Annotated in this window: 10 protein-coding genes; 9 read left to right on the forward strand and 1 reads right to left on the reverse strand. The window is 40.6% G+C overall.

Features of this window, described 5'->3' with window-relative positions; translation table 11 throughout:
* The first annotated feature begins 97 nt into the window (after positions 1 to 97).
* The 9 genes from ADHAQ_RS0116800 (at position 98) to ADHAQ_RS0116840 (ending at position 15915) form a co-directional block, all read left to right on the forward strand.
* Positions 98 to 499: a VOC family protein gene (locus tag ADHAQ_RS0116800; RefSeq protein ID WP_026463922.1), complete on the forward strand. Its 402-nt coding sequence runs from the start codon at positions 98 to 100 to the stop codon at positions 497 to 499.
* A gap of 64 nt (positions 500 to 563) precedes the next feature.
* The gene (gene uxaC, locus ADHAQ_RS0116805; protein ID WP_026463923.1) at positions 564 to 1964 is read left to right on the forward strand and encodes a glucuronate isomerase; all 1401 of its coding nucleotides are present in this window, start codon (positions 564 to 566) and stop codon (positions 1962 to 1964) included.
* Positions 1965 to 2034: 70 nt separating this feature from the next.
* Positions 2035 to 3336 (forward strand): MFS transporter, encoded by a 1302-nt coding sequence (locus tag ADHAQ_RS0116810; protein ID WP_026463924.1) that lies wholly within the window; start codon positions 2035 to 2037, stop codon positions 3334 to 3336.
* A 206-nt stretch (positions 3337 to 3542) separates the two neighbouring features.
* Positions 3543 to 5318, forward strand: a complete 1776-nt coding sequence (locus ADHAQ_RS26080) for a glycoside hydrolase family 9 protein (protein ID WP_034256887.1) — start codon at positions 3543 to 3545, stop codon at positions 5316 to 5318.
* 488 nt (positions 5319 to 5806) lie between these two features.
* Complete coding sequence (locus ADHAQ_RS28180; RefSeq protein ID WP_157433447.1) at positions 5807 to 5971, forward strand: hypothetical protein; 165 nt, start codon at positions 5807 to 5809, stop codon at positions 5969 to 5971.
* Positions 5972 to 6258: 287 nt separating this feature from the next.
* The gene (locus ADHAQ_RS0116825; protein ID WP_034256888.1) at positions 6259 to 8154 is read left to right on the forward strand and encodes a helix-turn-helix domain-containing protein; all 1896 of its coding nucleotides are present in this window, start codon (positions 6259 to 6261) and stop codon (positions 8152 to 8154) included.
* 752 nt (positions 8155 to 8906) lie between these two features.
* Positions 8907 to 12062, forward strand: a complete 3156-nt coding sequence (locus ADHAQ_RS26085; protein ID WP_425393694.1) for a SusC/RagA family TonB-linked outer membrane protein — start codon at positions 8907 to 8909, stop codon at positions 12060 to 12062.
* A 40-nt stretch (positions 12063 to 12102) separates the two neighbouring features.
* Positions 12103 to 13656, forward strand: coding sequence for a RagB/SusD family nutrient uptake outer membrane protein (locus ADHAQ_RS0116835; RefSeq protein ID WP_026463926.1), 1554 nt, complete (start codon positions 12103 to 12105; stop codon positions 13654 to 13656).
* A 771-nt stretch (positions 13657 to 14427) separates the two neighbouring features.
* A complete protein-coding gene (locus ADHAQ_RS0116840) occupies positions 14428 to 15915 on the forward strand; it encodes a mandelate racemase/muconate lactonizing enzyme family protein (RefSeq protein WP_026463927.1) in 1488 nt (495 codons plus the stop codon).
* Positions 15916 to 15973: 58 nt separating this feature from the next.
* Here the strand turns inward: ADHAQ_RS0116840 and ADHAQ_RS0116845 are convergent, their stop codons facing one another.
* Positions 15974 to 16858 carry a TIM barrel protein gene (locus ADHAQ_RS0116845; protein ID WP_026463928.1) on the reverse strand — a complete coding sequence of 295 codons (885 nt, stop codon included), beginning with the start codon at positions 16856 to 16858 and terminating at the stop codon, positions 15974 to 15976.
* Between the last annotated feature and the right edge of the window lie 9 nt (positions 16859 to 16867).

The raw sequence follows: 16867 nt of genomic DNA on the forward strand, positions 1-16867 counted from the left end.
GGCTACTTAATATTAAGTAGCCCATAAAGTTTTAAAATAGCCGGATTAATAAGATATTGCCATTCATAAAAATTTAAAATATTCACATCATATAAGTATGAAACTTGAACATTTTGCGCTTAATGTAGAAGATCCAACTGCCATGGCTGACTGGTACGTGCAGCATCTGGGGCTAAAGATTGTAAAACAGTTAAAAGATGCGCCTTACATGACTTTTATGGCCGATGATAGTGGAAGGGTAATGATAGAGATTTATAATAATCCGCCGGATGAGGTGCTGCCTTTCCGGACCATGAACCCGCTTTTGGTACATTTAGCTTTTGTTTCTGAAAACCCTTCTGCAGATAAAGAGCGCCTGCAAGCGGCCGGTGCTAGCGTTGAGTCAGATCAGCAGTTTGAGGACGGAACGCACCTGGTTATGATGCGGGATCCATGGGGGTTAGCCATTCAGTTTTGTAAAAGAGGAGTGCCTATGTTAACTGACAAAGAAATACAGTAACCATAAGCCAATTGTAGTACAACAGAATATATTTTTATAAGCTGGTGGTTTTACCAGCCAACGTATGAAGAAGTTTTTAGACGAGGATTTTTTATTACATACTAAAACAGCTCAGCGGCTATACCACGAGTTTGCAAAAGATTTGCCGATTATAGATTATCACAATCATTTGCCTCCAAATGAAATAGCCGAAGACAGGAAATTTGAAAATATTACCCAGATTTGGCTATCTGATGACCATTATAAATGGCGGGCTATGCGGACCAACGGGATAGATGAAGCTTACATAACCGGGGGAAAAAGCGATCAGGAAAAATTTGAAAAATGGGCTGCTACGGTGCCTTATACATTAAGAAATCCGCTTTATCATTGGTCACACCTGGAGTTGCAGCGATATTTTAAAATAAGCGATAACCTTTCAGAGCATAATGCTCAGGAAATTTATGAAAAGTGTTCGGCACTGCTTCAAACGCCGGATTACAGCGTGCAGAAATTACTGCGGATGGCAAATGTGGAAGCACTTTGTACCACCGACGATCCCATTGATTCCTTAGAGCACCACCAAAAAATTAAAGCAATTGGCCTTGAAACAAAAGTTTTGCCTGCTTTCCGGCCCGATAATGCTATGAATGCAGAGGACCTGGTAACCCTAAATGCTTATATAGCTAAATTAGAAGCGGTAAGTAATACTACTATTTCAGACTATGTGACTTACCTGGATGCCTTAAAGAAACGGCACGATTATTTTGCTCAAAACGGCTGTTCAGTTTCTGACCATGGATTGGAGCAAATGTATGCCGAAGATTATACTGAAACTGAAATAAGCCAAATATTTGCTAAAATAAGAGCCAATCAGGAGCTTTCTTCTCAGGAGATACTAAAGTTTAAGTCAGCCATGTTATTTCAGTTTGCTATTTGGGATCACGAAAAAGGGTGGGTGCAACAGTATCATTTAGGTGCATTGCGCAATAACAACACCCGCCGGTTACAGGATATTGGACCAAATACCGGTTGGGATTCTATTGGTGATTTTAGTCAGGCCCAGGCTATATCCAAGTTTTTGAATAAGCTGGATAAAGAAAATAAATTAGCCAAAACCATTTTGTATAATTTAAATCCGGCTGACAATGAATTAATGGCCACTATGATTGGTAATTTCAATGATGGTTCGGTAGCGGGTAAAGTGCAATGGGGTTCAGCCTGGTGGTTCCTGGATCAGAAAGAAGGCATGATAAATCAACTGAATACTTTATCAAACATGAGCTTGGTAAGTAGGTTTGTAGGAATGCTAACTGATTCCAGAAGCTTCTTGTCTTTTCCGCGCCACGAATACTTCCGTCGGATTTTATGTAATTTATTTGGCGATGATATTGAGAATGGCGAATTGCCAAACGATATAGCCTGGGTTGGTAAAGTAGTTCAGGATATTTGCTACTACAATGCTAAAAACTATTTTAATTTTTAAGGCTTTCTGTTATTCGTAGATAACAATTAAAATAACCTTGAAAATCCACCACACTATTAAATTATAATGTATGAGTAAAACCAAAGTAGGCAATTACCGCTGGACCATTTGTTCCTTGGTATTTTTTGCCACTACCATTAACTACCTGGACAGGGCCGTTATTAGTTTACTAAAATCTGACCTGGAAGTTGAATTTAACTGGACTGAATCTGATTATTCAAATCTGGTAGTGGCTTTTCAGATATCTTATGCCGTGGGTATGCTGGGAGTAGGTCGGTTTATTGATAAAATCGGGACCAAAATGGGATATGCGCTATCCTTAATTTTCTGGAGTCTGGCGGCCATAGGCCATGCTTTGGTAAAATCTACTTTTGGTTTTTTTGTAGCCCGGGCAGCATTGGGAATCACTGAAGCCGGTAACTTTCCGGCTGCTATTAAAACAACCGCAGAATGGTTTCCTAAACGGGAACGAGCATTGGCAACCGGTATCTTTAATTCCGGCACCAACATTGGGGCTATTATTGCTCCGCTAACGGTGCCCTTTATTGCCGCAGAATGGGGCTGGAAATGGGCCTTTATTCTTACCGGGGCGGCTGGTTTTATCTGGTTGTTCTTCTGGTTTATCATGTACGAGATTCCTTCCCGTCATAAGCGTTTATCTAAAGCAGAGTTTGAATACATTCATAGTGATACTGATGAGGTATCAAACCAGGAAGCAGATACGGAACCCAAAGTTCCTTGGCTAAGGTTGTTAGGTTATCGGCAGGCTTGGGTATTCATTATGGGTAAATTTTTAACTGACCCGGTTTGGTGGTTTTATTTGTTTTGGTTACCGGCTTTTTTAAATGCTGAATACCATTTAACAGGTACCGCTACAGCTTTGCCCGTGGCTTTTGCCTATACCGTAGCGTCTTTTGGAAGTATTTTTGGTGGTTGGCTGCCGTTAAAATTTATTAAAATGGGGTGGTCGGTGCCAAAAGCTCGAAAAACTTCTATGTTAATTTATGCTTTTTGCGTTTTACCGGTGGTATTTGCCCAATATTTTGGAAGCTACAACATGTGGTGGGCCGTAATTATAATTGGTATGGCGGCTTCTGCCCATCAGGCCTGGAGTGCCAATTTATTTACCACTACTTCCGACATGTTTCCTAAAAAGGCAGTAGGTTCCATAACGGGTATTGGTGGTATGGTGGGAGCTTTAGGAGGAGTGATATTCTCTAAATCAGCTGGCATGTTGTTTGACCATTACAAAGCCCTGGGCCAATTGGAAGTTGGTTATTATATTATGTTTTTCATATGTGGGGGTGCTTACTTGTTGGCCTGGGTTATTATGCACTTATTGGCTCCTAAAATGGAGATGGTAAAGCTTTAAAGTATTGAGCTAAAAAGATTTAGGAAGCCCACCTCCCAAAGGTGGGCTTTTTTGTGCGTAAGAATATTTACCTCAACAAAACATAAAAAGCAATCATATTTGGTTAGTTAAAAAACCAGTTTAGCTAAAACAACCGGATTTTCGCTATATTTAGGGGCTTTTATGGCAGCGTAAATTAATAATCTACCACCAAATTAAATTTAAACATGAAGCGTTTAAAAATTTCAATTTTTTCAATGCTCCTTTTTATGGGAACATTGGCTAATGCTCAAAAATTATCGGAAAATATACGTCTGAACCAAATTGGTTTTTATCCGGAAGGGCCTAAAATGGCCGTTGTGGTGGGCGAAAACCAAGGCGGTAAATTTTATGTTAAAACTAAGGACCGCTCTAAAACCGTTTTTACCGGCACCCTTTCAGCAACCAAGTTAGGGGAATTCTCTAAAAAACCAACCCGCGTGGCTGATTTTTCGGGTTTTAAACAAGCTGGTTCTTATGTAGTGGAAATTCCAAACGTTGGATACTCGTATACATTTGATATTAAACCTAATGTGCATAAAGAAGTAGCTGATGCCGCTATGAAAGGGTTTTATTACCAACGCATGTCAATGGATTTGAAGCCTGAGTTTGCTGGAAAATGGGCGCGGCCGGCAGGGCATGCCACCAGTAAAGCCATTGTACACCCATCTGCCGCTTCTCCGGAACGTCCGGCTGGTACAGTTATTTATTCTACCAGAGGTTGGTTTGATGCAGGTGACTATAATAAGTATATTGTAAATAGTGGCATTACCATGGGTACCCTGTTATCGGCTTATGAAGATTTTCCGGAATATTATAAAAATCAGAAGCTAAATATACCAGAAAGTAAAAATACGGTGCCGGATCATTTAGACGAGGTGCTGTGGAATTTGCGGTGGATGCTGACCATGCAGGATCCTACTGACGGAGGTGTTTACCACAAGTTAACCAATCCTTCATTTGATCCTATGATTATGCCGCATGAAGCCACTAAAGACAGATATGTAGTGCAGAAAGGCACTGCAGCTGCTTTGGATTTTGCTGCAGTAATGGCGCAGGCCAGCCGGGTTTATGGCGGGTTTAACCGGGAGTTTCCGGGTCTGGCGGATTCTTGTTTAAGAGCGGCCACGCGGGCTTTTGAATGGGCGCAGAAAAACCCAAAGGTAATTTATGATCAGGATGCCATAAACAAGCAGTTTGATCCGGATGTAACCACAGGTGCTTATGGGGATCGGGAATTTAGTGACGAATTTATCTGGGCCGCCGCTGAACTATATGTTACTACTAAAAAAGATAGCTATTATACAGCTGTAAATATGCTGCCGGATACCAATATGCCTTTACCTTCCTGGGCACAAGTTCGGTTATTAGGTTATTATACTTTGGCTCGTTTTGAAAAGAATTTAACACCGGCGGCTTCTAAGGACATACCAGAAATTAAAAAGCGGATTGTGAGTTTTGCTGATGGATTGCTAGACGGCGTTTCTCAGCGTACTTACCGGACCGTATTTGGTAAAACTACGCAAGAGTACAACTGGGGAAGTACTTCCAATGCTTCTAACCAAGGCATTGCTTTAATCCAGGCCTATAAACTTACTGGTAACCGGAAATATATTGACGGTGCCCTTTCTAACCTGGATTATTTATTAGGCCGGAATGCCGTAGGTTATTCATTTTTAACAGGATTTGGTGAAAAATCTACTATAAACCCGCACCACCGTTCTTCAGTAGCCGATGGCATTGTAGAGCCGGTGCCAGGGTTAATTTCCGGAGGTACCAATGCTATAGCCAATAAGCAAGACAAGTGCGAAGGCTATACTTCTACTTTTCCGGATGAAATGTATTTAGATGAAAGTTGTTCGTATGCCTCAAACGAGATTGCCATTAACTGGAATTCTCCTTTTGTTTACCTGGTATCAGCTATCGAAGCCCTGCAAGGGAAAGTTGGTTTAGCTAAAAAATAAGTCCTTGCCTAATAAAAAAAGAGCCCCAGCTTTCTTTAAAGTTGGGGCTCTTTTATTATTAGGCCTCAGTTCCTTCCACTAGCTGAGCATAATGTTAAGGTGGACAGGTTGAAAATTTTATTGTCTCCGTATTACTCCATTCATTAATGGCTTGAGCAAGCCTGCTTATAGCCTTAATACCTTTTTTCTTTGTCAAAGAATTCTATTTTGCTCCTTTATTCAGCATTAGCTGTTATTGTTAATCTTGTAAATTGGTGTCCTTTTATTATAAGGATACTTTTGAGATTTATTTAGAATTGTATATTAGTGTGTTAGAGGAAAGGAGGCGCTTTGGGGCAACTTTGGAAAGTGGTGCGCTTGTAGGGGAAGAGTACTTTAGTTTTGTTAGCTTATTGAGAAGGGTATTCCCCAACTAGGGGGTTTAACCTTGCCGGTTTTATTAATACTTAACTAAAATATCCTCCCGTTGCTACTACATTAAACTAATAATGCAAGTCAAACATTTCCTGATTATTCCGTTTATTTTTCTAAGTTTTTTTGCCAGTTCCCAGGTGCACTATGGCTCCACACCGGAAACAGTAAAAGCCTTAACCACTTTGCGGGATGAGTTTGAGCGGGTGCTGCTAAATCAGAATAAGTATCCAGCGGGTTAGATTTATGGTGACTGGAGTGATGCCATCAAGAATGATTTGAGAAGCTGGGTAGGCAAATACCCCAAGAAGATAGCGGCTACCAAACAGGACATGGAAGTTTACCTGGCTAAGAAGCATTAGATCATAAAACATACAAAGTAGTTATTTCAGGATGCTGTAGCTCCATCAGAAAATTTAAAAAGTATTTCCTGATGGAGCTAAAGGTGTACCCTATTTTAATTTAGATCAGCAATAGAATTATCTAGCTTAATTCGTACTTTAGAAAAATTGCTTATAATTTTCTTTCTATGCTTCGGGTGTTTAAGAGTTTTCTTATTCTTTTTTTGTTTGGTATCCAAGTTGGGTATGGCCAAATACGACTAGAAATAGTTAAGCTACCTAAATTACTGATACCAGAAGGAAAATTATTTTTAGCTTCTGATTTGAATGGCTGGAGTCCTGGTGATCCGGCTTATGCTTTCAGGAAAGATGCCAGGGGTATATTTTACTTAGAGTTGCCAGATTCTCTCCAGTATTTCGAATACAAGATAACGCAGGGGAGTTGGACCATTGTAGAGGGAAACAAGCAGGGAGGGCACCGAAGCAACCGGGTTTATGATGTAACCCAGGAATCAAATCCTAAACTAGTGCAAATCCAGATAGATGGCTGGAAAAATAGAGTTACCTACCGATTTGTTGTGGAAAAAATACCAACAAATACGCCGCACGATGCCACCTTATACATTGCCGGAAATTTTAATAATTGGAATCCCCGCGACGAATCATATCGGTTACGAAAACAATACGACGGTACCTACCGAATAAGTGTGTATTCTGATGAGGATCCGTTATCCTTCAAATTTACCCGCGGCAACTGGGAATCAGTAGAAGGTAAAAAAAATGGTAAGCCAATTGCAAACCGGAATATAAAACGCGGGGAAGAAATTGGGCAAACCGAAACCAAAGTGGACATTGAGGGCTGGCAGGATATTCCGCAGACGTTGCATTCCTTTTCAATTTTTGATATTTTGTTGTTGTGTGCTGCCTTCAATGGTTTTTTGCTGGCTATTGTTATTCCAACCATACAAAATAATAACCGCAAAGCTAATAAGTGGCTGGTGTTGCTGCTGCTGCTTACTTCGCTCATTATCTGCATTCGGGTATTAGGAGGCAATAGTGCTATTGATCATGTTTTTCCGCAGTTACTTTTACTGCCCGATTTTATTTTCTTTAGCTATGCGCCCCTTTTTTATTTTTATGTACAGAATCTTTTGTTCGACTCTGAGGAATCTAACAATATAAAGTGGCTCCATTTTAGTTTGGTGTTGGTGCAGCTAGTTATTTACCTGCCCTTTTTATTGATGGACCAACGGGACTTAATGCTTTACATTGTAAATAACGAACCTAATCTGGAGCTGGTTCTGGTAGGAACAGAGGCCATTGCCTTAGGTATTAATGGCTACTATTGGTTGATTATTAAAAAGAACCTAAAATTATTTAAAGACCAGGCCGAAACCCGGTTTTCCTACGAAGAAAACCTGAACTATCTGAATTCGGTAATGATTATTCAGGCCGTTTGCCTGGGTTTATGGTTATTTACGGCTTTAGTCTTTGTGCACGGTAAAGTTTTTTCGGCCGATGTACTGGCCATTACGGAGAAGAGCCAGGCGGGCATTTGGCTGATTTTTTCGGCAACTTCTTATTTATTAGGTTACTTTGCTGTTCATCAGCCTGAGGTTTTTAAGCTCCCTGAACCAATTTCAGTTTTTGGAACCAGTGAGAATCTGCCACTTGAAGAGGTAAAAGTAGAACGTGTAGTACCTGAAAAAAAGCCAGAAGAACCAATAGACGAGAACTTACTGCAGCTGAAACAAAAGCTAGAAACTTATATGGAGCGGCATCAACCTTATACTAATTCAAAACTTACTTTAAATGAATTAGCTGTTAAGTTAAAAATTCAACCTTACATACTTTCCCGGGTTATCAATGAAGGGTATAACAAAAACTTCTTTGATTTTATTAATACTTATCGGATAGAAGAATTTAAAAAACGCTTGGAAATTCCCCGATTTAAGAATTATACCTTATTGGCCATTGCCTTTGAAGTTGGATTTAATTCCAAGAGTGCTTTCAATCGTTCCTTCAAGCGCATCACCAATCAATCTCCCAGCGAGTACTTTAACCTGACAAAAGAAGATATTTAGGATATTATCAAGAAACAGGCAATATTTATTTTTTTTGCTGTAAAAGCTAAGGTTATGCCAGGATCATGACTTTAGAGTTCTGGGGGTTCTTTTTTTTACGACTTATTCCAACTTGCCGTTAGTTACCATATTGTTTTGCTTTTTAAGCAAAATCAGCTCTTATGTCAGCCGCTGTTTAGGAAAATGGCACCTTTATTATTTTGTATAAGGTTGCAAATGAATAATTTGCAGTGATGAATAAATGTTTTGGTTAGACCAGTGGCAGGAGGCAGCCACTTTCATAGGTATACAGCATTTTCTGTTCTGGTTAACTTATTTTCTAAATCTGAGCCACCCAACCTTAACATGAAGCAGAAGAATCAATTCTAAAATAAATAAATAACAGGGGTTTATTGAAAAAATTTTAAAAAATAAAGGTTAGTAGCGGGTTTTTAATTTTAATCTTTTTTACGGGTAATATTTTAAAAGATATAATTTATTGTATTTGATTATTTGAAAAAATTTAATACTATTAAAAACCGAAATGTGCTATATCTTAAATTGGGGATATTGTACTAAATACATATCTATAGATAAACTTAATCTTTAAATTATTTGCCTATGGTTAAACAAAAGTAAACCTATTTCCGCCCCACAAATCCACACGAACTCATTTCAAGATCATTATTACCACAGTTTTATTTTCTATTTAAACATCCACCAAAATGAAAAAAAAATCTAATGATTGGCAGAAGTCAGTCTTTGGTTTATTAATGGTTTGTGCCTTTAATGCCAGTGCAGAGGCTACAATAATTAAAACCAGGGACTTAAAAACAAACAACGCTTATGGAACAAATCTACATGCAGAAAGCCTGATTAATTGGCACATTACCGGTAAAGTGGTCTCCAATAAAGGAGAGGCCTTACCTGGCGTAACCGTATTAGTAAAAGGCACTACCAATGGCACCACCACCGGGGCAGATGGCACTTATTCTTTAAGTGTACCGGAGCAGCCAGGTACGCTTGTTTTTACCTATATTGGTTTTACTTCCAAAGAAGTAGCCTATCGGGGGCCAGGAGCCCAAAATGTTTCTCTGGCCGATGATTCTCAAGCCCTGCAGGAATTAGTAGTAGTTGGCTATGGGGTGCAGGAAAAGAAAGATGTAGTAGGAGCGGTAGGAGTAGCTTCCCGGAAAGACTTTGGCGATGTAGCAGTAAGTAATACCTCGCAGCTGATTCAGGGAAAAGTTTCCGGGGTACAGGTCGTGAATAATAGTGGCTTGCCTGGTTCTGGTAGCAGAATTATAGTAAGGGGAGCTGGTTCCTTTACCAGTACAACTCCTCTGTATGTAATTGATGGTATCCAAAGCGATCAGAGCACTTTTAATTCCTTAAGCCCTTATGATATTCAGGATATAACAGTTTTAAAAGATGCTTCGTCGGTTGCTATTTATGGTGCCCAGGGCGCTAACGGGGTTGTAATTGTTACCACTCGAACGGCTAAAACCGGAGCCCCAAAAGTTACTTATAACGGGTACGTAGGGGTTTCCAAAGCTTGGCGGCAACTAGACCTTTTAGATGCCCCGCAATATGTGGATTTTGTAAAAGAATTTGCTGCTAATACCAATACGGCCCTTCCGGCAAAGTTAAATACCCCTGACGTGCTCCAAACCCGAACCGATTGGCAAAAGGAGATGTTTCGGACAGCCAAAGTAACTGAGCACCACGTTGGCCTGAATGGGGGAACTGAAAATGTTAAATATGGTATTTCTACTGGTTATACAAGTCAGGAAAGCTCCGTAATTGGCTTAAAGTTTCAGCGATTTAACGTGCGGGTAAACCTGCAGGAAAATGTGGGCCGGAGAATCAGGTTTGGTCAGCAGGTAAACGTTCGGTATTCTGTTACCCAGGGCGTAACGCCTAGCTTTGTTGCAGGTCTGCGGATGCCGCCTTATTCCCCCATTTATGATCCGGCAAATTTAGGAGGCTTTGCCGTAGTTACCACTGTTACAGATCTGAATGATGCCCAAAACCCGTTAGTTGAACCTAGTTTACGCGATAGAAGAGACCGTAACTATACCACATATGGGCAGTTTTTTGGGGAATTGGATATTGTTGAAGGATTAAAATTCCGTTCGCAATTAGGAATTGGGGTGCACTTTAGCCAGGATTACAACTTCAACCCTATTTACCAGAATGCGCAGCTGACGTTCCCAAGCTCCGTAAACGAAGGATACAGTTACCGGGTTAACCCTATAATCGAAAACTACTTTACTTATAATAAAAAAGTAGGCGACCATAGTTTTGTTTTAACAGCTGGTAATTCTTACCGCTCAACCGGTTTGTTCCGGTCCGTTGCTTTAAGGGGCGAAAATTTACCGAATGATGAAATCCATCAGATTGGTATGACCGCTACCCCTACTTTAACTTCGGCGCAGGCCAACTCCCAACCGGCTTTTAACTCTTATTTTGCCCGGATTAATTATACCCTGAAAGATAAATATATTTTTTCTGCTACGGCTCGCCGGGATGCTTCTTCTGTTTTCGGGCCTAAAAACCGGGTAGGTTATTTCCCATCCGTTGGCGTGGGTTATCGCTTATCCGAGGAAGAATTTATGAAAGGAGTTCCGTTCTTGTCTGACTTGAAATTACGGGCCAGCTGGGGTAGAACCGGTAATGCCAATATTCCGCCTTATGTATACATGCCATTAGTATGGAAAGGAAATCAGAACAGTAACAACGTGGTGTATTCTTTAGGGCCCGATGAAGGCTTAGTGCAAGGATCTACGTTGGCGGTACCGTATAACCCAAACCTGAAATGGGAAGAAACCACCACCACTGATTTTGGGGTTGATGCTGCCTTCCTGAGCAATAAACTGACCTTTAGCTTGGGCTATTATAACCGGAATAGTAAAGACTTATTGGTAAATGTGCCCTTGCCAACTTCGGCGGGCTATGGCGGTACCCAGGGAACACAATCGGCTATTCTGACTAATGCTGCTTCGGCTTATAACCGGGGAGTAGAATTACAGGCTGCTTATAATAATAATGTGGGCGAACTAACCTATGGCTTATCGGTAAATGGGGCTTACAACAAAAACCAGGTTACTTCTTTAGGAGATATCATTAAATCGCCTATTTTATCAGGAGGTTATCAGGCTGTAGCTTCCTGGACCCGTACAGAGCCAGGTAGTCCTATTGGGGCATTCTACGGTTTTGTGGTGGATCACGTCGCCATTGACCAAGCTGATGTAGATAAATACAATGCCATGGCTGTTTCTAAAGGTGTTCCAGGGGGTACCTATCAGGCAAGTTTACGGCCGGGTGATATCATTTTTAAAGATTTGAATGGAGATGGCCAGGTAACCAATGCCGACCAAAAGTACATTGGTAATCCAAACCCTAAATGGAATTATGGTGCCAACTTAAACTTAGGTTTTAAAGGCTTCGATTTAATGGCTTCTTTACAAGGAGTAGCCGGCGTGGATATTGTTAATGCCTTGGGCTACTGGACAGAAGGTATGACCCGTCCTTTCAACTCAACAACCGAAATACTACGTCGTTGGAAAAAACCAGGAGATGTTACCGATGTACCTCGGGCTGGCCAGAACATTACCGGTAGTTTAAACCTGCGGCCATCTACCCGATTTGTGCAAAGTGGTTCTTTTGCCCGCCTGCGTAATTTAACTTTAGGTTATACCATTCCGGAAGCCAGAATCAAACCTTTAACGGCCAATACCATCTCTAGCCTTCGGGTCTATTTCACCGCTCAGAACCTGTTCACGATAACCAAATACAAAGGTTACGATCCGGAAATATCTGGTTCTAACACGGATACCGAAGGTGATTTTATTTTTACCAGAGGTATTGATATTGGACAATATCCACAGCCAAGAACCTTCATGCTAGGCTTTCAGGTTGGCTTTTAGTTCATATTAGATATAGTTTTCAACTTATTAAAATACAAATATGAAAAAGAAAATTAGCGTTTTACTTATGGCAGCCTCTTTATTCACGGCCAGCTGTAAAGACGAAAGCTTAGATATAAAAAATGAGAATGCTTATAATCTAGATACCTATTTTAAAGGGCAATCTCAGTACAACGAGGCAGTAATTGGCACTTATGCAGTATTTCTGCATGCCGGCATGTATTACCGGGAATGGTATTTTCTATTAGACTTAATTGGTAACGATGCTGAACGGGATGCCCCATTACTCGGCGACTTGGCTCAGTATGCAAATTTTAGTTATGACCGGGCCAATACCATTCATTCGGTAACCTGGGCCTCTTTATACCGGATGGGTTTTAGAGCCAATTTGGTATTAGATAAGGTAGGAGCCTGGAAAACCGCAAATGCCAATGAGGAAAATCTTAAAAAGCAGTACCTGGCTGAGGCTCACTTTTTACGGGGTTGGGCTTATTTTAATCTGGTTAATTTATGGGGTCGGGTACCTATCCGAAAATCTTTTGAGGAGTCCAATGTTTCGGCAGCTCCTCGGGTTGCCGTGGCAGAAGGTTGGAAATTTGTAGAAGATGAATTTAAAGCTGCCATTAAAGATTTGCCGGTAACTTATGCCAGTGCCAATAGAGGTCGGGCAACACAGGGTGCTGCCATTGCTATGTTAGGTAAATCTTATTTATATCAGAAAAAGTTTGATTTGGCTGCTCAGGAATTGGTAAAACTTACAACGGCTCCTTTTAGCTATGACCTGAATCCCAGCTTCGATCACCAGTTTAGCGATCAGAACCAAAACAGCAAGGAAACTATCTTTGATATTCCTCACAGATATTTCCCGGGCAGCGGTTATAATTATGCTGTGGAGGGTACTAATGCGAAAACAACCCACACCCGCAGGGCACAGGAATATGGATTTAACGATTGGCGAAACGTATTTATCTCGGATGCAATTGTAAAAAACTTTAAATACCAGGACGAGACGGGCCAGCCCTATACCGACCCAAGAGGAAAGTTGACCTTTTATGGGGATGCAGCTAGTGGTGGCGATCCTGATTACTGTAACACCTGCCCTAATGGACCAATAGCTTATAATCCGAATGAGAAAACTCAAGGCTATCGGTTCCGGAAATACGAGCCTTATGAGTTCCAGGAAAAAACAGTACAGTCACAAAGTCCTATTAATTCGCAGGTTATACGGTATGCCGATGTGTTGTTAATGCTAGCCGAAGCTTACATTGAAAACAATCAGGTAGAATTGGCCCGGCCGCTCATTAACCGGGTTAGAAAAAGAGTGAATGCTTTTGAATATACCACGTTGGGTAGCCAGCAAAACGCTCGGATGATTGTACGCCGGGAGCGGCAGATAGAACTGGCAGGTGAACAATCGCGTTGGTTTGATTTAATTCGTTGGGGAATAGCCAAGCAAACCATTAATGCCGAAAAACAAGCTAAGCTGGGTATTCAGCCTTTCCAGGATAAACATGTTCTGCTTCCTATTCCGGCAGCTGAGATCAATGCCAATCCTGCTGTTGCCAATGATATGACCATTCCGGAGTGGAATTAAAAAATAGATTCCATTACTATAAAAAGCCCTTGCTAAAGACTGGGGCTTTTTTGTTTTCTTAGCTTGAGTAAAATTAAGACTCAAAACTCAAAATTTTTAAAATTACTTAAGGCATTACCTGATCAGATAACTTCATTTTAGCATAAAATTAATTAATGAGCTAAGGTAATGTGGCTTCGACATTTGCTAGGGAAGAAGTATTTATTCTAGAAGATTACATATTGGTTTGGTGATGGAAAACATATGGTTCTGGAGTCTTTTTCTTAAAAGGGAGCCTTTTTATTGTTGTTAAATCGCTGATAGTCAATGTATAATGACAAGTATTGTGCGATTCGGAATCATTTGTAAAAGGGCGCGCTTGTTACTATTTTATATCCTAGTTTTGTTAAACTAATAGAAATTTTAACTTACTCCCCAGCATTTAATTAATTGTGTTAGTTATAAAAGTAGAAGTGAATACTAATTATATCTTTTGCTTTAAATGCCTCAGAAGTATTTTGAAAGTAGGACTAATAATAAGGAACTGAAGGGAGTACTTCATTCGCTGGGACTTATTTTAATTACGTTGATATGACCAGCTATAAGCTGCTATGGGGAAGGATAACCCTGAACTATGAATAAAAGCAGGAAAGATAATTAGATGTAGAAATTTATTTTAAGCTGCTTAAAACCTAAATGTCTACAGAATTGAGCAATAAATTAAGCCGTTAAATTATTACTTAGTACCGGATATTCTGATTACACCAATAAATTACATTCACAAACAAGCAAATGAAGAGTATTATTCAACAAATTGTTGCTGCCAATAAAGCAGATGAAAGGGTACAGGCTGCCGCTATACAGGCAGAAATTAATAATCCGGCCACTAAACCCGATCGGCGGAATTTTTTAAAGAAAACAGCTTTAGGTGGGTTGAGTTTAGCTGGCATGATGGGTATGGGTATTGGGGATACGCTGGCACAGGCTACTTCTCAGGTTAACCGATCTTCTAACCCGGCCGATTTGAAAATTACCGATGTGCGTTATGCCGTGGTATTAACCGGTACTGCTGGTCGTTGCCCAATTATTCGGATAGATACTAACCAAGGTATTTATGGTTTAGGTGAAGTTAGAGATGGTGGTGATGAGCGGTATGCTTTATTGTTGAAAAGCCGGATTTTAGGTCAGAATCCTTGTAATGTTGAACAAATATTTAAATCTATCCAACAATTTGGTGGCTCAGGTCCTCGTCAGTCTGGTGGTGTGGTTTCAATAGAAATGGCTCTTTGGGATTTAGTTGGTAAAGCTTATGGCGTACCGGTTTGGCAGTTATTAGGTGGCCGTTACCGCGATAAAGTTCGTTTATATGCCGATACCCCGGAAGATAAGAACATGTCTGTATTTAAAGAAAATGTTCGAAAAAGGATTAAGGATCAAGGATTTACCTGGTTAAAAATGGACTTGTCTATTGGTTCTTTAGAAGGGAAGAAGGGCTCTACCGTAAATACCGCTTTCTGGGGTGGGGCAGGTTCGCAATGGGGGAATACACCTTATGCATTAACGGAACATGCTTTTACGGCCATCCAAATTACCGACAAAGGTTTAGCAGAAATGGCTAATATTGTGGAAACAGTAAGAGGAATAGTAGGGTATGAAATCCCTGTTTCTTCTGACCATTATGGCCACTTTGACCTGAATAATTCCATTCGTTTAGGCAGAGCAGTTGAGAAATACCGCCTGGCCTGGTTAGAGGATATGGTGCCTTGGTTCCGGACTGAGCAGTGGAAAACTATTACTAATGCCTTGGAAACGCCAACTATTACCGGCGAAGATATTTATTATAAAAAAGATTTTGAAAAGCTGGTAGACAACCATGCAGTGGATATTATCCACCCGGATTTAGCTACTTCTGGCGGTATTTTGCAAACTAAGAAAATTGGTGATTATGCCGAAGAAGGTGGTGTGGCTATGGCTATGCACTTTGCCGGAACACCTATTTCATTCATGGCAAACGTACATTGTGCCGCGGCCACTCAGAACTTTCTGGCGCTGGAGCACCACTCACCAGATTCGGCCTGGTGGCCAACTATGGTAAAAACAACTGATGGTCGTAAACTGATTGAGAAAGGTTATGCAAATGTGCCAAGTTTAGCTCCAGGTTTAGGTATTGAGTTAAACGAAGAAGTAATGAAACAACATTTAGATCCGAAGGATAACAGCTTCTTCCGTCCAACTCCGGAATGGAATGAGAAACGTTCTCACGATAGACTTTGGAGTTAGTATCTAAAGTAAAAGAAAAGGCCAGCATTTGCTGGCCTTTTCTTTTATTATTACTTTTTTAAGCTACATCGCAAATTTGTACCCCTTGTTTCAGAGAAGCTAGTTTGTCTTCCCGTTTTGGAATAAATTCCTGGGCCACGAAGCCTTTGTAGCCGGTTTCCAAAATAGCTTTCATAATGGCCGGGTAATATAACTCCTGGGTTTCATCTATTTCGTTGCGGCCAGGTACGCCCCCGGTATGGTAATGCGAAATATATTTGTTGTACTTGCGAATAGTCGCAATTACATCACCTTCCATTATTTGCATGTGGTAAATATCATACAGTAATTTAAACTTATCCGAGCCAACCATATCGGCAAGAGAAGCGCCCCAGGCGGTATGGTCGCACATGTAATCTTTATGGTTTACTTTGCTGTTCAGTAATTCCATTACAAGGGTTACGTTGTGCTTTTCAGCTGTACTCATCAGGCGTTTTAAACCAGTAGCACAATTCTTCATCCCCGTTTCATCATCCATTCCTTTCCGGTTGCCAGAAAAGCAAATAATCTGGTTAAACCCGGCCGCCGCTACCTGCGGAATAACTTCTTCATAACTTTTAATAAGCGCATCGTGGTACTGCGGATTATTAAATCCTTTATCAATACCCATGCCGGCGCCCTGCGGTAGGGCAGAAGTTAAACCATATTTTTTTAAGGTAGGCCATTCGCCGGGACCAACCAATTCAATAGAGGTTAAACCTATTTTATTGGCAGCTTTACATAAATCCTCTAACGGAATTTTATCATAACACCAGCGGCAAACGGAGTGATTAATTTTGCCTTTGAGCTTACTTCCCATAGCAGAATCAGCTGCTTCTAGCCGGTTAACTAATGAGTTTCCCAGAGTAGCCATGGCAGCCGTACCGGCGGCTTTTTTCAAAAATGAACGACGTAAATTGGTCATGTTATTGGT

The organism is Adhaeribacter aquaticus DSM 16391 (genome assembly GCF_000473365.1).
GTDB classification, from domain to species: domain Bacteria; phylum Bacteroidota; class Bacteroidia; order Cytophagales; family Hymenobacteraceae; genus Adhaeribacter; species Adhaeribacter aquaticus.